This window comes from Zoogloea ramigera, assembly GCF_006539865.1.
Taxonomy (GTDB): Bacteria; Pseudomonadota; Gammaproteobacteria; order Burkholderiales; family Rhodocyclaceae; genus Zoogloea; species Zoogloea ramigera.
In genome coordinates this window covers 13,572-30,121 of record NZ_BJNV01000061.1, presented here as the reverse complement: position 1 = coordinate 30,121, position 16,550 = coordinate 13,572, and the positions used below count along the sequence as shown (strand labels likewise).

The window sequence follows — 16,550 nt, the reverse complement described above, 5'->3', positions numbered from 1 at the left end:
GGGCCAGCCAGGCGCGGATCCGCGAGCACGCGGTGGTGCTGTGCATCCAGGACACCACCGAACTGGACTACAAGGGCCAGGCGATGAGTGGGCTGGGGCCGCTCAGCTTTGAAGCTCAGCACGGCCTGTACCTGCACCCCACCTACGTCGTCTTCTTTTGCGGGCTCGAATGACACAAGCGGCGATACCACGCGCGGGCCTTTGACTTGAACCGATTCAAGTCAAAGGCCCGCGAGTTCAAGTCCAGGCAACGATCACTCAAGTCGGACTTGAACGTTTTCAAGTCCGGGCATCAAGCGCTCAAGTCAAACTTGAGTCCGGCGCGCCGGGCCGACGGCCCCTCGGCCTGACCGTTTGTCTTTCGGTATCGTTTGATCTACGATTAGAGATCAAATGATCACCCCGGAGTCGCCACGATGCTGCTTGTCAGTCCAGAAAAGATCGCCGCGGTGATGGCGCTGGCGCCGGTTCCCCACTCCTTCGCAGAGCTCGATGAGATGGTTTCGCGAGGGCTCCCGAAGGGCGCCCTGAAAGCCAGCATCGACCACATCTGCGTGAGCGCCGAAGAGCGCCGGCAGTTGCTGTATCGCATCATTCCGGAGGCAACCTACAAGCGGCGGCGGGAGACGCTTTCGGCGGAGGAGTCGGAGCGGGCCGAGCGCCTGGCCCGCATCTTTGCCACCGCCGCCTATGTCTGGAATTCCGAGGAGGAGGCGCGGGCGTTCCTGACGACGCCCCACGCGCTGCTCCAGGGGCGCAGCCCGCTGGATGTCTCGCTCACCGAGCTGGGCGCCCGTCGCGTAGAAGAGCTGCTGTGGCGGCTCTTCTACGGAATCGCCGCCTGATGCGGCTGTACCGGATCGGCGACGGGCGTCACCCGCTATGGGATGGCACGGGTGCCGCCTTGATCGGTGGCCGCTGGAACAGCCCGGGGCGACCGCTCATCTACGCCTCCTTGAGCTACGGAGGCGCGATGCTGGAAATCCTGGCCCATGCCGGCATCGGTCGCGTGCCGACAACGCACCGCTACGTGATCGCCGACGTGCCGGAAGACATCTCGGTCGAGCGGCACGACGCCACATCCCTGCCCGAGGCCTGGGATGCCGAAGGCACCGCCTCGGCCAGGCGCTTCGGCGATCAATGGCTGCGAGAGGCGCGCAGCGCGATCCTGCTCGTGCCCTCGGTGGTGGCCCGCCTCGAATGGAATGCGCTCGTCAACCCCGCCCATCCCCAGGCAGCACGCATCACGCCGTCGCTGGCGGAGCGCGTCGTTTGGGACAAACGGCTGTTTTCGAGGGGAGCGGGCGACTAAGCGGCACCCTCCATCAACCCGCTCACCCTCAGCACCCTGCGCCCCACCGCCTGCTCCAGCACCGCCGCGCTGCCGGCCTCCACCAGGCTGAACCAGCGTTTGGCGCGGGTGATGCCGGTGTAGACCAGCTCGCGGGTCAGGATGGGGTTGAGGCGCTCCGGCAGGGCCATCGCGGTGTGGGTGAATTCGGAGCCCTGGGATTTGTGCACCGTCAGCGCATAAACGGTTTCGATCGCCTGCAGGCGGCTGGGCTGGACCCACTTGATGCCGCCGCTGCCGTCGCCGGCCGGGAAGGCCACCCGCAGCGGGCCGTCGCCGTCGGGCCCCGGCAGGGCCAGGGTGATGCCGATGTCGCCGTTCATCAGCCCGAGCCCGTAGTCGTTGCGGGTGACGAGCACCGGGCGGCCGGTGTACCAGCCTTCGGCGGCGCCGATCAGGCCCGCATCGTGCAGCCAGCCGGCGATGCGCCGGTTGAGGCCCTCGACGCCCCAGGGCCCGCGTCGCAGCGCGCACAGCAGCTGGAACTGGCCGTGGGCGGCGAGCACCCGGGCGGCCCAGGCGTCGAGGCCGGCCTGGTCGGTGCCGGCGGGCGGGCGCTGCTTGCGCACGACATCCAGGTAATGGCGATATCCCTGCGGGCTTTCCTTCCCGCCGGGAATGCCGTCGATCACGAGGCGCCGTAGCGCGCCCTCGCCCACGTCGGCCAGCGCCAGCCGGGTGAGGTCGGCATGGCCGTGGGCCAGGGCCCGGCGCACACCATCCACGCTGCCGGCGTTGACCGCGGCGGCGAGTTGCCCGATGCCGCTGCTGTCGCCGAAGCGGTAGCTGTGGCGCAGCATCGCCACCGCCTGGTCGATGGGCCGGCCGGCCGGGTCGATGAGTTCCGCGCCAACCTGCTCGCCGGTGACCCCGGCCAGCCAGGCCACGCTGTCGGCGGTGTAGTGGCCCTGCTGGGCGCGCCGACACAGCTCGCCGAGCACCGCGCCGGCTTCGACCGAGGCGAGCTGGTCCTTGTCGCCGAGCAGCACGAGGCGCGCGCCGGGCGGCAGCGCGGCCAGCACGGCGGCCATCATCTCCAGGTCGACCATCGACGCCTCATCCACCACCAGCACGTCCACCGGCAGCGGGTTGCCGGCGTGGTGGCGGAAGTGGCGGGTGTCGGGGCGGCTGCCGAGCAGGCGGTGGAGGGTCGTCACCTCGACGGGGATCGCCACGCGGACGGCCTCGCCGTCGGGCAGGCCGGCCAGGTCGAGCTTGGCGACGGCGCCGGCGATGGATTCGTTGAGCCGCGCGGCGGCCTTGCCCGTGGGCGCCGCCAGGCGGATGCGCAGGGGGCGGGCGTCGGAGCCGGCGATGGCCAGCGCCTGCAGCACCGCCAGCAGGCGCACCACGGTGGTGGTCTTGCCGGTGCCCGGGCCGCCGGTGACGATGGCGAAGGCGCTCCGCGCGGCCAGCGCGCAGGCGAGCTTCTGCCAGTCGGGCTTGGGCCCCTGCCCGGCCGGCGGAAAGAGCACCCCGAGCACGCCGCGCAGCGCGGCCTCGGGCAGGGCCGGCGGCGCCGCCAGGCGGGCGTCGATGCCGGCCCGCACCGATTGTTCGTATTGCCAGTAGCGGCGCAGGTAGAGCCGGTTGCCCACGCGCACCAGCGGCGTGTCGCCGGCGCCGTCGCTCACCAGCGGCGGGTGCTGCAGCGCCTGCTGCCAGCCGGCCAGGTTGACGCCGTCGAGCACCACCGCCGGCAGGGGCAGCGGTTCGGCGGAGTTGTCCGCGCCCTCGGGCGGCAGCGACAGGGCGAAACCGGGGTCGGCCAGGGTGTGGGCCAGGTCGAGGCAGGCGTGGCCGCGGCCGAGCTGATGGCTGGCCAGCGCGGCGGCGAGGATCAGCAGCGGCGGCGCGTCGGGCGTCTCCCGCGCGAGGAAGGACGCGAAGGCCACGTCGAGGGCGCGCAGCCAGCCGTGCTCGGCCCAGCGTTCGAGGAGGGCCAGCAGGGCCGTGTTGTCACTGAAAAAGGCGGGGTTCATGCGGCCTCCGTGGCGGTGCGGCGGGCAAACAGGTGGTCGAGGGATTCGATCAGCGCCCGCGGCGGACGCTCGGCGTGGATGCCGCGGGTGGGCGCCTGGCTGCCGCGCAGGAAGAGGTAGAGCGCGCCGCCGATGTGCGTGTCGTAGTCGTAATCGGGCAGGCGCAGCTTGAGCAGGCGGTGCAGGGCCAGCAGGTAGAGCACGTATTGCAGCTCGTAGCGCTTGGCGAGGATCTCCCCGGCCATCGCGGCGGGCGTGTAGGCCGCGTCGTCCGGGCCGAGCCAGTTGGATTTGTAGTCGATGACGTAATAGCGCCCTTCGTGCTCGACGACGAGGTCGATGAAGCCCTTCAGCATGCCGTTGAGCTGGCCGGCCTGGAGCGGCGGGCGTTCGGCGCCGCCTACGGTGTGGCGGCACACCAGGGCGTCGAGGGCGGCGAGGTCCACGTCATGCACCGCGACCCAGAACTCCATCTCGGCCACCCAGGTGTCGAGCCCGGCGAGGGCGAAACCCGGCGCGTCGGCGCCGCACAGCGGCAGCCGCAGGAAATCCTGCAGCCAGGCGCACAGCGGGTCGATCCAGCGCTCCCAGCCGCGCACCGCGCAGCGCCGGGCGACGGCGTCGCGCAGCAGGGCCGGGGCGTCGGCGACGCGGCCGAAGCCCTGGCCGGCCGCCCATTCGAGGATCTCGTGCAAAAAGGTTCCGACCGCCGCGCCGCGGGGAAAGCCATGCAGCAGCCCGACCGAAGTTGCCACACCCCCGGCCACCGGCGGGATGGCAGGTGGGGTGAGCCGCTCGGCGACGGCGGCTTCGCGGAAGACGTCTTCGCCCGGCGTCTCGGCGCCCGCCTCCGCCGCTGCGGTGTGCAGCGCCGAGTAGCTGGCGATCCACCAGTGCTCGCGGACGGCGCGGCGCGGGCTGCGGGCGGGGCCTTCGGTCCGCTGCGGCTCGTGGGACACATAGACGTCCGGGCTGCTGGCGGGCGCGTCGATGACGGCGATGTCGGGGCAACCCGCGGCCAGGGCGTCTATGCCTGCCCCCAGCGCCCCGCCGATCAGGTGGCCGAAGGCGCTGTTTTGCAGCTCTTTCAGCGGCGCGGCGCCGATCCAGGTGGCGTAGCGGGCGCGGGTCAGGGCGACGTAGAGCTTGCGCAGGTCTTCGCCCAGGCGCTCGCGGTCGGCCAGGGCCAGCAGGGCGGCGTCGGCGGTGAGCGACAGCTGCAGCCGGCCTTGCGCGTCATGCCACTTGAGCGGCAGGTCGGTGGCCTTGGTGGTGCGGAAGGCGCAGGCGAAGGGCAGGAAGACCAGCGGGTATTCGAGGCCCTTGGACTTGTGGATGGTGACCACCTGCACCAGGTCGGCGTCGCTCTCGAGGCGCACCTGGCGGGCTTCGCCGCCGCTGGCTTCTTCGCGGCGCTGTTCGGCCAGGTGGCGGATCAGCGCGTGTTCGCCGTCGAGCAGGCTGCTGGCCTGCTGGAGCAGCTCGGCCAGGTGCAGCAGGTCGGTGAGGCTGCGCTCGCCGCTGCCGCCGGCGGCCAGCAGCCGGGCCGGCACGCGGAACTCGTTGAGCAGCCGGCGCAGCATCGGCAGCACGCCCTGGCGGCGCCAGCAGTCGCGGTAGGCGCGGAACTGCAGCACGTAGTCGTCCCAGGCGATCTCGTCGTGGTTGAGGCGGTCGAGGCTGGCCCAGTCGAGGCCGAGTGTCTGGGTGGCCAGCGCGGCGCGCAGGGCGCGGCCGTCGTCGGGCTCGGCGCAGGCGCTGAGCCACAGCTGCAGCTCGAAGGCCTCGGGGCGCTGGAAGACGGAGTCCTTCTCGGACAGATACACGCTGCGCACGCCCCGGCTCGCCAGCGCGCCGCGGATGGCGTCGGCCTCGCTGCGGTTGTTGACCAGCACGGCCAGGTCGGCCTGGCGCAGCGCGCGCAGGCCGCCGTCGCCGGCAAAGCCGGCCTCGCCGCGCTGGCCCAGGTTGAGGAGGCGCACCATCTCGCTGGCGCAGACGTCGGCCATGGCTTCGAGGTAGGCGCCCTTGGACATCGGCTCGCCGTTGTCGGGCGGCGGCAGGCGCCAGATGTTGAGGGCCGCCAGCGGCTGGCCGTCGGCCTGGAGCGCGTCCTTGCGCCCGTTGGCGTCGGCCGGAAAGAAGGGCACCGGGTTGCCCGCCGCGCTGCGGAACAGGAAGGCGCCGGGGCCGTCGTCCTGCTCTTCGGCGAGCTGGAAGCAGCGGTTGGCGGCCCGCACCATGGCGTGGGTCGAGCGGAAGTTGCGGCCCAGGGTGTACAGCCGGCCGGCGGTGGCGGCGCGGGCAGCCAGGTAGGTGTAAATATCGGCGCCGCGGAAGGCGTAGATGGCCTGTTTGGGGTCACCGATGAGCACCAGCGCAGTAGCCGCGTCGTTGGCGTCGACCCGGTAGATGGCGTCGAAGATGCGGTACTGGATCGCGTCGGTGTCCTGGAACTCGTCGATCAGCGCCACCGGAAACTGGGCCCGGATCACTTCGGCGAGGCGCGCGCCGTTGGGGCCGGCCAGCGCCTCGTCGAGGCGGGTGAGCAGGTCGTTGAAGCCCATCTGGGCGCGGCGCGCCTGCTCGTCGGCGAAGCGGGCGGCGACCCACTGGGCGGCGTGGCGCAGGATGTCGAGGCGGGCGTCGGGGAGCGCCGCCAGGACGGCGGGCATCGCGTCGATGGCGGCCAGCGCGGGGTGCTGCGGCGCGGCAAAGGCGGGCTTCCAGACCTCGGCCAGCCCCGCCGGGGTGAGCCGCGCCCAGGCGGCGGGGGTGAGATCGGGCGAGACCTGTTCCGGGTCGTCGCGCCAGGCGGCGAGGCGCTGCAGCCAGCTGTCGTAGTTGTTCTTTTTAAGCTTGGTGCCGTCGAACGCCTTCTGGGCGCGGGCGGTGTCGAGCAAGACCTGGAGATCGTCGACCCACTGGGCCCACGGCGCCTTGAGCGCGGCCAGGGTGTGCTGCTGCGCCTGTTTCGCGGCGTCCACCGCGGCCGCCGGGTCGGCGCTGGCGGAGAGCAGATCCACGTGATTGAGCAGGCCTTTGAGGTCGCCCTGCAGCGCCTCCGGCGAACCCCACCAGCCGCGCACCTGGCGGGCGGCGTCGGCGCCCAGCGGGTACATGAAGCTGCGCCAGTAGTCGCGCACCACTTCGGCGAGCAGGTCGGCCTGGTCGGTCTCGAGGCGCTGGGTGAACAGGCTGTCGCTGTCGAAGGCGTGCTCGCGCAGCATGCGGTTGCACCAGCTGTGGATGGTGGACACGGCGGCTTCGTCCATCCATTCGGCGGCCAGCTGCAGCTTGCGGGCGCAGGCGGGCCATTGCTCCGGCGGATAGGCGTCGCGCAGCTGCTGGAGCAGCGCGTCGGCGGCCGGCCCGGACGGTTCGGCGCGGAAGTAGGCCGCGGCCTCGGCGAGGCGGGCACGGATGCGGTCACGCAGCTCCTTGGTGGCGGCGTCGGTGAAGGTGACGACGAGGATCTCGGGCGGTGTGAGGGGCCGGGAGAAGGCGGCCCCGTCGTCGCCGTGGCCCAGCACCAGGCGCAGGTAGAGGGCGGCGATGGTGAAGGTCTTGCCGGTGCCGGCGCTGGCCTCGATGAGGCGGCTGCCTTCGAGCGGGAAACGCAGGGGGTCGAGGGCGGTGGGGGTCATGCCTGGTCTCCGGCGGGGGCCGCGGCTTTGCGCGGGCGGGACGATTCGACAAAGGTGGCGGTGAACAGCGGGCGCAGCAGGGCTTCGGCCAGGCGGGCGAACTCGCCGCTGGCGGTGAGCGCGTCGAAGCCGGGCCAGGCGCGGCGCAGGTAGGGGCTGGACTCGACCTCGCCGGTGAGCATGTAGCCGCCTTCATAGACTGCCTTGGCACTCGTCGAGCCGTCGAGCCACGCGAAGGCGGTCTTGATCGCCAGCGGCAGCGGGCGGCCCATGCCGTCCTGCCAGGTGGCGAGCAGGGTGTCCACCTGGGCCCGCGCGTCGTCGGGCTCGAGGGGCTCGAAGCGCACGTTGCCGGCCTTGCTGACGATCAGCGTGGTGAGCGGCTGGCCGCCCAGGTGGCCAGCCAGGTGCGCCAGCCAGTGCTTGACGAGGTTGTGGCGCTGGTACTTGCCCTTCTTCACGGCATCGCTGGGTTCGAGCACCACGCGACCACGCTGCTCGTCCTGGTCAAGGCGGATGTCGCGCAGCCAGTCGTCGATGCCGAGGCCGGTGGCCGGGTGGAAGTGGCTCACCAGCTCGTCGTGGGGCGCCTCGTGGGGCCATTCGGCGAGGCCCTTGGCGTAGCGCTCGAACATGTCGGCCATCGGCGCGGCGAGGTCGTCGATCATCACGCCGGCGAAGGCCCGGGCAGCCAGCTCGCCGCGGCGCTGGATGCGCGCCAACGCGGCGGCCAGGGCCTCCTCGCGCGGCAGGCCGGCGTGGAGCGCCTCGGCCTGGCGGGTGATGAGTTCGTTCCACAGGCCCCACTTTTGCAGGCCGTCGAGGTCGAAGGGCTCGTGGTCTTCGCTGGCCGGGTCGTCGATGTCGAAGTCCACATGCAGGCGCTGGCGGAAGAAGGCCTTCACTGGGTCGCGCAGGAAAGCCGCCAGCTCGGCGATGCGCAGGGGCTCGCCGCGGCCCGGCGAGGCCAGCTGCGGCGGACCGCCGGCGGGGCGATCGTCGGCGATGCGCCACTCGTGGGCGTAGGTGAACAGCGGGCTAGCCGCCCCGTCGGCGGGGAAGTAGTCGGGGTTGAAGGGTTGCAGGCGATGCTCGACGGTCAGCGCGCGGAGCAAGGCGCCCTCCTCCGCCCCATCCTCAAGCTTATGCCCGGCCAGCCGCCAGCCGGCGGCCAGGTGGTCGCACAGCTGGCCGACCAGCACCGAGGGCGGCCGCACGGTGTTGTCGTTGATGCTGCGCCCGACCCACGAGATCAGCAGCTTCTCGCGGGCCGACAGCAGGGCCTCGAGGAACAGGTAGCGGTCGTCCTCGCGGCGCGAGCGGTCGCCGGGGCGGTAGTCGCGGCCCATCAGGTCGAAGTCCATCGGCACCCGGGTGCGCGGGTAGTCGCCGTCGTTGAGGCCGAGCAGGCAGACGTGGCGGAAGGGGATGGCGCGCATCGGCATGAGGGTGGCGAAGGTCACCGAGCCTGCAAAGAAGCGTTGCGACAGGCCGCTGTCGTCGAGCTGGGCCAGCCAGTGCTCGCCCACCACCGCCAGCGGCAGCGGGCTGTCGAGGCGGGCGGCGGCGCAGGCGTCCTGCCAGCGCAGCAAGGCCTGGTCGAGGCGCTGCAGGGTGAAGGCGTCGGCGCTGTCGTCGGGGGCGAAGAAGTCGGCCATCAGGTGGCGCAGGCGGGCGCACCAGTCGGCCGGCGTGGCGTCGGTGGAGAAGGCCCGCCAGGTGGCGTCGAGCCGTTCGAGCAGCTGCACCAGGGGGCCGAGCAGCGCGGCGTCGAGGCCGCCGATCTCGTCGAAGGGCTCGATGTCGTGCCAGGCGCCGCCGGTGGCGCCGACCGCGTAGCCGAGCAGCATCCGGCGCAAGCCGAACAGCCAGGTGTTGCCCTCGGGAGCGTCGGGCAGGCCGAGGCTCTGGCGGTGCTCGGCGTGCAGGCCCCAGCGCACCTTGGCGCCGTGGATCCAGCGCTGCAGCAGCGGCAGCGCGTCTTCGTCGATGCCGAAGCGGCTGCGCAGGGCCGGCACTTCGAGCAGGTCGAGCACGTCGCTCACGGCGACGCGCCCGTTGGGAAGGTCGAGCAGCTTGCCGAGGGCGTTGATGAGCGGGTCGTGGTGGCGCAGCCCCTGGTCGGCGATGCTGAACGGGATGAAGCGCGGGTCGCGGCCGTCGATGAGGCCGAACACCGCCTGGATGTGCGGCGCGTAGGCGTCGATGTCCGGCACCATCACGATCACGTCGCGCGGGCGCAGCGTCGGGTCGGCGTTGAAGGCGGCGAGCAGTTGGTCGTGCAGCACCTCGACCTCGCGCTGGGCGCTGTGGGCGATGTGGAAGCGGATCGAGTCGTCGCCCGGCGCTACCGGCGGCCATTCGGCCAGCGTCTGGCTGAGCGGGCGCAGGTCGCGGATGTCGTCCTGCAGCTGGTTGAGCAGGCTGCTGCGGCCGTGGGACGAGAACAGGTCGATGCGCTGGCGGATGTCTACAAAGTGCTGCAGGTAGCCGGCGCGCGCGGTGTCGCTGTCGTGCTCGTCGAGCAGGCCGATGAAGTCGCGCCCCTGCTTGCCCCAGGCCGCCAACAGCGGGTGGGCGAAGAGGTGCAGGTTTTCCTCGGCGATTTCGGCGCTCGCCCCGCCCCGCCGCTGCTGGCGCGAATGGGTGGCGCGCAGCAGCTCCTTGTCGGCGACGATGTCGGCCCAGTAGTGCTCGCAGGGGTTGTGGACGCACATCAGCACCTGGGCCCAGCGCGCCAGGGCGGCCAGCACTTCCAGCGACTGACGCGGCATCGACGAGATGCCGAAGACGATCACCCGGCGCGGCAGGCCGGCGGGCCGCTCGCTGCCCTCGGGCCACGCGTCGACCCGGCGCAGGAAGGCCTCATGCACCGCCGCCCGGCCCTGGCCAGCCAAGGCGCTACCGCCCGCCGCCGCCACGTCGGCCAGCAGCGCCCGCCACAGGCAGGCCTGCCAGCGCTGCTCGTCGGACAGGGGCTGGCGGTCGCCATTCGCCTTGATCAGCACGTCGTCGCCCGCCGCCCAGGCGGCCAGCCAGTCGGCGCGGTACACCTGGTACTGGTCGAACAGGTCGGCCAGCCGCTCGGCGAGCTGGAAGCGCTTGCGCAGGTCGGCGTCCCGCGCCAGGAAGCGACGCAGCGGCGCGTAGGCCGGCTCGGCCATCACGTCGGGCAGCAGGCGCATCAGGCGCCACAGCAGCAGCGGCTTGTCGAAGGGCGAGACCTCGGGCACCCCATCCCGCCCCAGCACGGCCCGGTAGGCCTGCCACAAAAAACGCGAGGGCAGCGACATGTCGAGCCCGGCGGCGATGCCGCAGCCACCGCCCACGCCGTCGTCCATGTCCTCGGCCAGCGCCAGGCGCAGCCACTGGGCCACGCCGTTGCTGTGCACCAGCAGGGTCTCGGTTTCGAGCGGCGCCAACGGATAACGCCGCACCCACGCCACCAGCAGGTCGCGCAGGGATTCCGGATGGTTGCCGTGGACAAGCATCAGGCCGGGGGGCAGAACAGGTAGGGTCAAGGCGGGCTCCTGGGGCGGAGGAAAGGGTCAAATGGAACGCGGGGAGTATTTGAGCACGAATGTGCGTCAAGGGATGTCGCATGGCGCTTGCGCAGGAGCCGGACCCCGTGTGGCCGCGATCAGCCTTGTACGTCGGAATTCACCGAACATCCTAAAGGTGGCCCATTCGAGTCGCCCCCGGGCGACCTCGGGTGCGCCTTGTCGAGGCCAACACCGGCCCCCTCGAACGGCTGAGATGCACGGTTTTCCGGGGAGAAAACGACGATAATGGTGGCCAATTCGTTTTAAACACCATTCAAGGATTCCCGCATGGAAATCAAGGTCAATTTTCTGGACAAGCTTCGCCTCGAAGCCAAGTTCGACGACTTCACGGTGGTGGCCGACCAGCCTATCCGCTATAAGGGCGATGGCTCGGCACCGGGGCCGTTCGATTACTTTCTGGCTTCATCGGCTTTGTGTGCGGCTTATTTCGTGAAGCTGTACTGCGACACACGCAATATCCCCACCGACAACATCCGCCTGTCGCAGAACAATATCGTCGACCCGGAAAACCGCTACAAGCAGATCTTCAAGATCCAGGTCGAGTTGCCGGCCGATATCTCCGACAAGGACCGCCAGGGCATATTGCGCTCCATCGAGCGTTGTACGGTAAAGAAGGTGGTGCAGACCGGGCCGGAATTCGTGATCGAGGAGGTGGAGAATCTGGACGCAGATGCCCAGGCCCTGCTGACACTGAATCCGGCTTCAGAAGCCACTTATATTCTGGGCAAGGATCTGCCGCTGGAGCAGACCATCGCCAATATGTCGGGGGTGCTGGCGAAGCTGGGCATCAAGATCGAGATCGCCTCGTGGCGTAATCTGGTGCCCAATGTGTGGTCGCTGCATATCCGCGACGCGCATTCGCCGATGTGCTTTACCAACGGCAAGGGCGCGACCAAGGAAAGCGCATTGGCGTCGGCCCTGGGCGAATATATCGAGCGGCTCAATTGCAACCATTTCTACAACGACCAGTTCTGGGGCGAGGACATCGCCAATGCGGCCTTCGTGCATTACCCGGACGAGCGCTGGTTCAAGCCGGGCCGCAAGGATGCGCTGCCGGCCGGCATCCTCGACCAATACTGCCTCGAAGTCTACAACCCCGACGGTGAATTGCGTGGCTCGCATCTGTACGACACCAATTCCGGCAATATCGAGCGCGGCATCTGTGCGCTGCCCTATGTGCGCCAGTCGGACGGCGAGGTGGTTTATTTTCCGACCAACCTGATCGACAACCTGTTCCTCAGCAATGGCATGAGCGCCGGCAATACGCTGGCCGAAGCGCAGGTGCAATGCCTGTCGGAGATCTTCGAGCGGGCGGTGAAACGCGAAATCCTGGAAGGTGAGCTCGCCCTGCCCGACGTGCCGCCCGAAGTGCTGGCCAAATACCCCGGCATTCAGGCCGGTATCGACGAGCTGGAAAGGCAGGGCTTTCCGGTATTGGTGAAGGATGCGTCGCTGGGCGGCGAGTTTCCGGTGATGTGCGTGACCCTGATGAACCCGCGCACCGGTGGCGTGTTTGCGTCCTTTGGGGCGCACCCGAGCCTGGAGGTGGCCCTGGAGCGCAGCCTTACCGAGCTGCTGCAGGGCCGCAGCTTCGAGGGCCTCAACGATCTGCCGCCGCCCACCTTCGAGAGCAACGCCGTCACCGAGCCGAACAACTTCGTCGAACACTTCATCGACTCCAGCGGTGTGGTGTCGTGGCGCTTCTTCAGCGCGAAGGCCGATTACGAGTTCGTTGAATGGGATTTCTCCGGCCACGGGGAAAACTCCAACGCCATGGAGGCCGCGACGCTGTTCGGCATTCTCGAGGGCATGGGCAAGGAGGTGTATATGGCCGTGTACGACCAATTGGGCGCGACGGCCTGCCGCATTCTGGTGCCGGGCTATTCGGAGGTCTATCCGGTCGAGGACCTGATCTGGGACAACACCAACAAGGCGCTGCAATTCCGCGACGACATCCTCAACCTGCACCGCCTCGACGATGCCGGCCTCGAGGCCCTGCTCGAACGCCTGGAAGACAGCGAACTCGACGATTACACCGACATCATCACCCTGATCGGCATCGAATTCGACGAGAACACGGCCTGGGGCCAGCTGACGATCCTGGAGCTGAAGCTGCTGATCAACCTCGCCCTGAAGCAATTCGAAGAAGCAAAGGAGCGGGTGGAGGCCTTCCTGCAATACAACGAGAACACCGTCGAGCGCGGCCTGTTCTACCAGGCGCTCAATGTGGTGCTCGAGGTGACGCTCGACGACGAGCTCGATCTGGACGATTACGAAGCCAATTTCCGCCGCATGTTCGGCAACCCGCGGATGGACGCGGTGATCGGCTCGGTGAACGGCAGCGTGCGCTTCTTCGGCCTGACGCCGACGAGCATGAAACTCGAAGGGCTGGACAGGCACCAGCGCCTGATCGACAGCTACCGAAAACTGCACACGGCGCGGGCCCGCGTGGCGGCTTGATCCAGTTGAGCGCAGGGGCTTCAGCGGCCGGCCGGCCGGCCCGCCTCGCCGCCGGCGGGTTGCGGCACCTCGATGTGGAAATGCGCGCCCTCGCCTGCGGCACTGTTGCAACGGATCAGGCCGCCCATGCTATGGGTGACGAGGTTGTACACGAGATGCATCCCCAGCCCCATGCCGCCCTGCTGGTCGGTGGTGAAGAAGGGGTCGAAGATGCGCGCCAGGGCCTCCGCCTCGATCCCGCTGCCGTCGTCGCGAAAATCGATGCACAGGCGGTTTCGCGCGTCCCGGGCGATACGGATGCCGATCACGCCCTGCTCGCGCTGCCTGAAGCCGTGCTGCAATGAGTTGGTGATCAGGTTGATGAAGATGCTGGCCCAGTCGGCCGGCACGCCATCGATCTCGAGGGCCGGGTCGCAGTCGATCTGCAGTTGCACGCGCCGGGTGTCGAGCCGTTCGCCCAGGCTTCGCACGACGCCCTCCAGCGTCGCCCGCAGGCGGAAGCGATGGGTCTGCAGCGGCTTGCCCTCCACCGCCACCTGCCTGAAGGTGGCCACCAGGCTGCCGATGCGCTCCAGGTTCTGCTGGATCAGCGCCGTCTCGGCGGCCGCCGAGTCGAGGTAGCGGGTCAGCTCGGACTGCGTCATCGTGCGCGCCGCGAAGTGCTCCGACAAAGCCCGGGACTGATCCTTCAGCGCACTCGAGGCCATCAGGCTCACCCCCAGCGGCGTGTTGATCTCGTGGGCCACGCCGGCGACCAGAATGCCCAGCGAGGCCATCTTTTCGGCCTCCAGCAGGCGGCGGCGGTTGCGGGCGTTGGCCACCGCCATGCCGCAGATGCCGGTGACGGCCAGCGCCATGTTGAGGTAGCGCTGGCGATAGGCGGGGAAAGCCAGGCGGTCGACGGCGATCAGCCCCAGGACTTCCGCACCGTGGCTGATCCGCAGCAGAAAGCCCTGGCCGTCCGGCGTCCACCCGTGGTCACCCGCCAGCGCGCGCATGGCCTCGAGCATGGCGGGCGGAATGTCGCTGCCGGGCAGGCGAACGTTGTTCTCCAGGCGCAGGTAATACAGGGCGCCCGGCGCGAAGAGCATCTGGAACAGCTCCCCGATGGTGCCGATGGTGTCCGCCTCGGATTGGGTCTTGGCCAGCCGGGTCAGCAGGTCCATCGCCGCGACGTAATCGGCCAGCTCGGCGCCGTGCTGGCGGGCCTGCTCGCGGGCGCCTTGCTGGGCCTGCTCCAGGCGCCACGTCAACACCAGCCGGCACAGCAGCAGGCGGGTGTGGTCCAGCCCGACCGCCAGCGAGCGGGCAGGCAAGCCGACCGTTGCCTGAAACTCGGCCAGGCGGCCTGCCGCCTGCGGGTCGAGGCCGGTGTCGAGCAGCAGCAGCGACTTTGCAAAGTCGGCAAAGAACGCCCCGGCCTGTTGCGGCGCGAAGCCCAGCGCCTGCAAATGCTGCGGCCACTCGGCCAGCCAGCTGCCGGTGAGCAGGTAAGCGCCGGCGCCGATCGCCTCGTCCACGATCCACGGCTCGGCGACCAGATGGAAGCACTGCGTCTGAGGCACCACGCGCACCGGCGGAAAACCAGCCGGCGGCTCGCCAAGCTTGCCCAGGCAAGCCCTGCCCAGCACCAGCAGGCCGCTGCAGTTTGCGGGGATCAGGGCGCGGAGTTCGGCCCAGCTCAACGGCGGCCGGCCGCAGCGCGCCGGAAATTCGAGCGCGACGACGTCTGGCCAGCCCTCGGCCTCGATCGCCGCCCGGACCTCGGCGATGAAATTGTGGCAGACGAAAATGCACAGGGTGCTTGCGTTGGACATGATTCAGGCGGCCTGCGGGCCGCGGGGTGCCGCGCCCAGTGGTTTTACTTTTGCCACGCCTCGACCCAGTCGAGCGGGTAGCGCCCCCAGCGCTCGGCCGCCGCGCTGATCGCCAGCAGCACCTCGTCCGGCACCAGATAGGGCACCTCGCCGTGGTTCTCGCCGAGCAGGAAGCCGCCCCCGCGCCCGGCCTTGGCGATCGCCTGCTTGACCGCAAACTCCGCCTGCGCGGGCGTCCACCGGCGCATCTCGATGCCGTTGAGGTTGCCGAGGAGCGTGACGCGCCCGTGGGCCACCGCCTTCAGCTCGGCGAGGTCTTCCAGCGCGCTGACGCCGACGATCGCCGTGCCGGTATCGGCGATGTCGCCCAGGATCGGCATGACCCGCCCCGAGGCCATGTGGGTGGCGGTCGGCCCCTTGATGCGCGGCAGCACGCGCCTGGCAACATCCATCCCCGTGGTCAGGTAAAGCTCGCGCGGGATGCTGGTGGTCGACGACACCGGGTCGAAGTAGCAGATCACCGTCGCCCCGGCGTCCAGCTGCGCATTGGCCCATTCGACGGTGAATTCGATGTTGGCCGCCATCAGATGCTCGAAGCGGGCCGGCTGCTCGTGGATCAGGTCGAGATAATGGTCGAAGCCCATCTGCATCACCGGCAGCGAGAACGGCGAGATGGCCACCCCGATGATGGGCACCGTGTCCCCCACCCGCGCCTTGAGCCCGCGGATCGTGTCGAGCACGCGGCCCAGGCCGGCGGCCTCGGTAATCGCCGGGGCCTGCAGGCTGTCGATCTGGGCCGGGCTCCGGATGATGGGGCCGGCACACAGGGGCGGGCCGTCTTCGATGAACAGGGTGCTGCCGCCCCAGGCCTCGACCTCGATGGAGGCGTAATAAAAGGCGTACAGGCAATCGGTGCGATATTTGCGATGCAGGCGCAGCTGGCCTTCGATGACGTACTCGGCGCACGAGAAATAGGCCTCGATCGACAGCCCCAATTCCCGGGCGCCGTGCTCGGTCAGGAGCAGGAACAGCGGGACGCGGTCCGGCTCGCCATGGCCAAGGGCGGTCAGGGTGCGCTGCATCGAGGTCATGGTCATGCTTCCATCTCCTCCATCCACTCGCTGACCAGCGTGACGGCCTCGGCGGCGTTGCGCCCCATGGCATCGGCGCCCACCTCGCGCCACAGGTTCTCGTCGAACAGAAAGGGCGCGCCACCGACGATCACCCTCACCGCAAGCCCCGCCTCCTTGAGGCGCCGGCAGACGTCCGCCACCTTCAGCGCCGACGGCAGCATCAGCACCGAGATCATCAACACCCGGATCTTGTCGGCCAGCACGCGATCGACCAGCTCGTCCACATCCATGCGCCCGTAGTCGAACAGCTCGAAGCCGCTGGCGCGCATGTGGGAATAGACGATGCGCTTGCCCATCATGTGGAAATCGCTGAGGGTGACGATCGCTGAGCGGGGCTGGTGCTTGCGGTCGGGGTCGCTCGGCGGCAGCACGGCCTCGACCAGCGCCTCGCAGATGCGCCCGCTCATATACACCTGCGAGAGCGCCACCTCGCCCGACTCCCAGGCCCGCCCGATCTCCTCGAGCGCCGGCACGACGATCCGGTCGATCACCTGGATCGGTGTCAGGGTTGCCAGCGCCTGGTTGACGGCGTTCTCGGCGCCCACGCGGTCAAGGGTTTCCAGCAAGGCCCGAAAGGCGTTCACCTGATCGTTCATC

General features: G+C 69.5%; 9 protein-coding genes and 1 pseudogene. 4 read left to right on the top strand and 6 right to left on the bottom strand.

Annotated elements, in window-relative coordinates; translation table 11 throughout:
* From ZRA01_RS21120 to ZRA01_RS15770, 3 genes and pseudogenes are all read left to right on the top strand, one after another.
* Positions 1-152, top strand: a pseudogene (locus tag ZRA01_RS21120) (IS4 family transposase); the annotation flags it as partial.
* 264 nt (positions 153-416) lie between these two features.
* Positions 417-845, top strand: coding sequence for an Xre family toxin-antitoxin system antitoxin (locus tag ZRA01_RS15775; RefSeq protein WP_141353935.1), 429 nt, complete (start codon positions 417-419; stop codon positions 843-845).
* Entirely contained in the window at positions 845-1,312 is a 468-nt protein-coding gene (locus ZRA01_RS15770; RefSeq protein WP_141353933.1) for an RES family NAD+ phosphorylase, read from the top strand. Before ZRA01_RS15775 ends, ZRA01_RS15770 begins: the two co-directional genes overlap by 1 nt.
* On the opposite strand, the gene recD is transcribed toward ZRA01_RS15770, so the two are convergent.
* Genes recD through recC form a run of 3 tightly spaced genes read right to left on the bottom strand, consistent with a single transcriptional unit; the run spans position 1,309 to position 10,501 of the window.
* The gene (gene recD, locus ZRA01_RS15765; protein ID WP_141353931.1) at positions 1,309-3,333 is read right to left on the bottom strand and encodes an exodeoxyribonuclease V subunit alpha; all 2,025 of its coding nucleotides are present in this window, start codon (positions 3,331-3,333) and stop codon (positions 1,309-1,311) included. The genes ZRA01_RS15770 and recD overlap by 4 nt on opposite strands.
* A complete protein-coding gene (gene recB, locus ZRA01_RS15760) occupies positions 3,330-6,980 on the bottom strand; it encodes an exodeoxyribonuclease V subunit beta (RefSeq protein ID WP_141353929.1) in 3,651 nt (1,216 codons plus the stop codon). Before recB ends, recD begins: the two co-directional genes overlap by 4 nt.
* Complete coding sequence (gene recC / locus ZRA01_RS15755) at positions 6,977-10,501, bottom strand: exodeoxyribonuclease V subunit gamma (RefSeq protein ID WP_246093697.1); 3,525 nt, start codon at positions 10,499-10,501, stop codon at positions 6,977-6,979. Before recC ends, recB begins: the two co-directional genes overlap by 4 nt.
* Before the next feature lie 309 nt (positions 10,502-10,810).
* Here recC and ZRA01_RS15750 point away from each other — a divergent pair, with 309 nt between their 5' ends.
* Positions 10,811-13,003 (top strand): OsmC domain/YcaO domain-containing protein, encoded by a 2,193-nt coding sequence (locus ZRA01_RS15750; RefSeq protein ID WP_141353927.1) that lies wholly within the window; start codon positions 10,811-10,813, stop codon positions 13,001-13,003.
* A gap of 20 nt (positions 13,004-13,023) precedes the next feature.
* Here ZRA01_RS15750 and ZRA01_RS15745 read toward each other — a convergent pair whose 3' ends face one another.
* From ZRA01_RS15745 to ZRA01_RS15735, 3 genes are read right to left on the bottom strand one after another with little or no spacing between them, the layout of a single operon-like run.
* Positions 13,024-14,820, bottom strand: a complete 1,797-nt coding sequence (locus ZRA01_RS15745) for an ATP-binding protein (RefSeq protein WP_141353925.1) — start codon at positions 14,818-14,820, stop codon at positions 13,024-13,026.
* Between the two features lie 44 nt (positions 14,821-14,864).
* On the bottom strand, positions 14,865-15,917 hold the full coding sequence (locus ZRA01_RS15740; protein WP_246093696.1) for a uroporphyrinogen decarboxylase family protein: 1,053 nt from the start codon (positions 15,915-15,917) through the stop codon (positions 14,865-14,867).
* Positions 15,914-16,549 (bottom strand): cobalamin B12-binding domain-containing protein, encoded by a 636-nt coding sequence (locus ZRA01_RS15735; RefSeq protein WP_141353923.1) that lies wholly within the window; start codon positions 16,547-16,549, stop codon positions 15,914-15,916. The genes ZRA01_RS15740 and ZRA01_RS15735 overlap by 4 nt, the downstream gene beginning before the upstream one ends.
* Position 16,550: the final 1 nt, after the last annotated feature.

What these genes read in the sequence shown, in the direction of transcription:
- ZRA01_RS15735 (WP_141353923.1), bottom strand. Translation starts at nt 16,549, where the DNA reads ATGAACGATCAGGTGAACGCCTTTCGGGCCTTGCTGGAAACCCTTGAC.
- ZRA01_RS15775 (WP_141353935.1), top strand. Translation starts at nt 417, where the DNA reads ATGCTGCTTGTCAGTCCAGAAAAGATCGCCGCGGTGATGGCGCTGGCG.
- ZRA01_RS15750 (WP_141353927.1), top strand. Translation starts at nt 10,811, where the DNA reads ATGGAAATCAAGGTCAATTTTCTGGACAAGCTTCGCCTCGAAGCCAAG.
- recB (WP_141353929.1), bottom strand. Translation starts at nt 6,980, where the DNA reads ATGACCCCCACCGCCCTCGACCCCCTGCGTTTCCCGCTCGAAGGCAGC.
- recD (WP_141353931.1), bottom strand. Translation starts at nt 3,333, where the DNA reads ATGAACCCCGCCTTTTTCAGTGACAACACGGCCCTGCTGGCCCTCCTC.
- ZRA01_RS15770 (WP_141353933.1), top strand. Translation starts at nt 845, where the DNA reads ATGCGGCTGTACCGGATCGGCGACGGGCGTCACCCGCTATGGGATGGC.
- ZRA01_RS15745 (WP_141353925.1), bottom strand. Translation starts at nt 14,820, where the DNA reads ATGTCCAACGCAAGCACCCTGTGCATTTTCGTCTGCCACAATTTCATC.
- ZRA01_RS15740 (WP_246093696.1), bottom strand. Translation starts at nt 15,917, where the DNA reads ATGACCATGACCTCGATGCAGCGCACCCTGACCGCCCTTGGCCATGGC.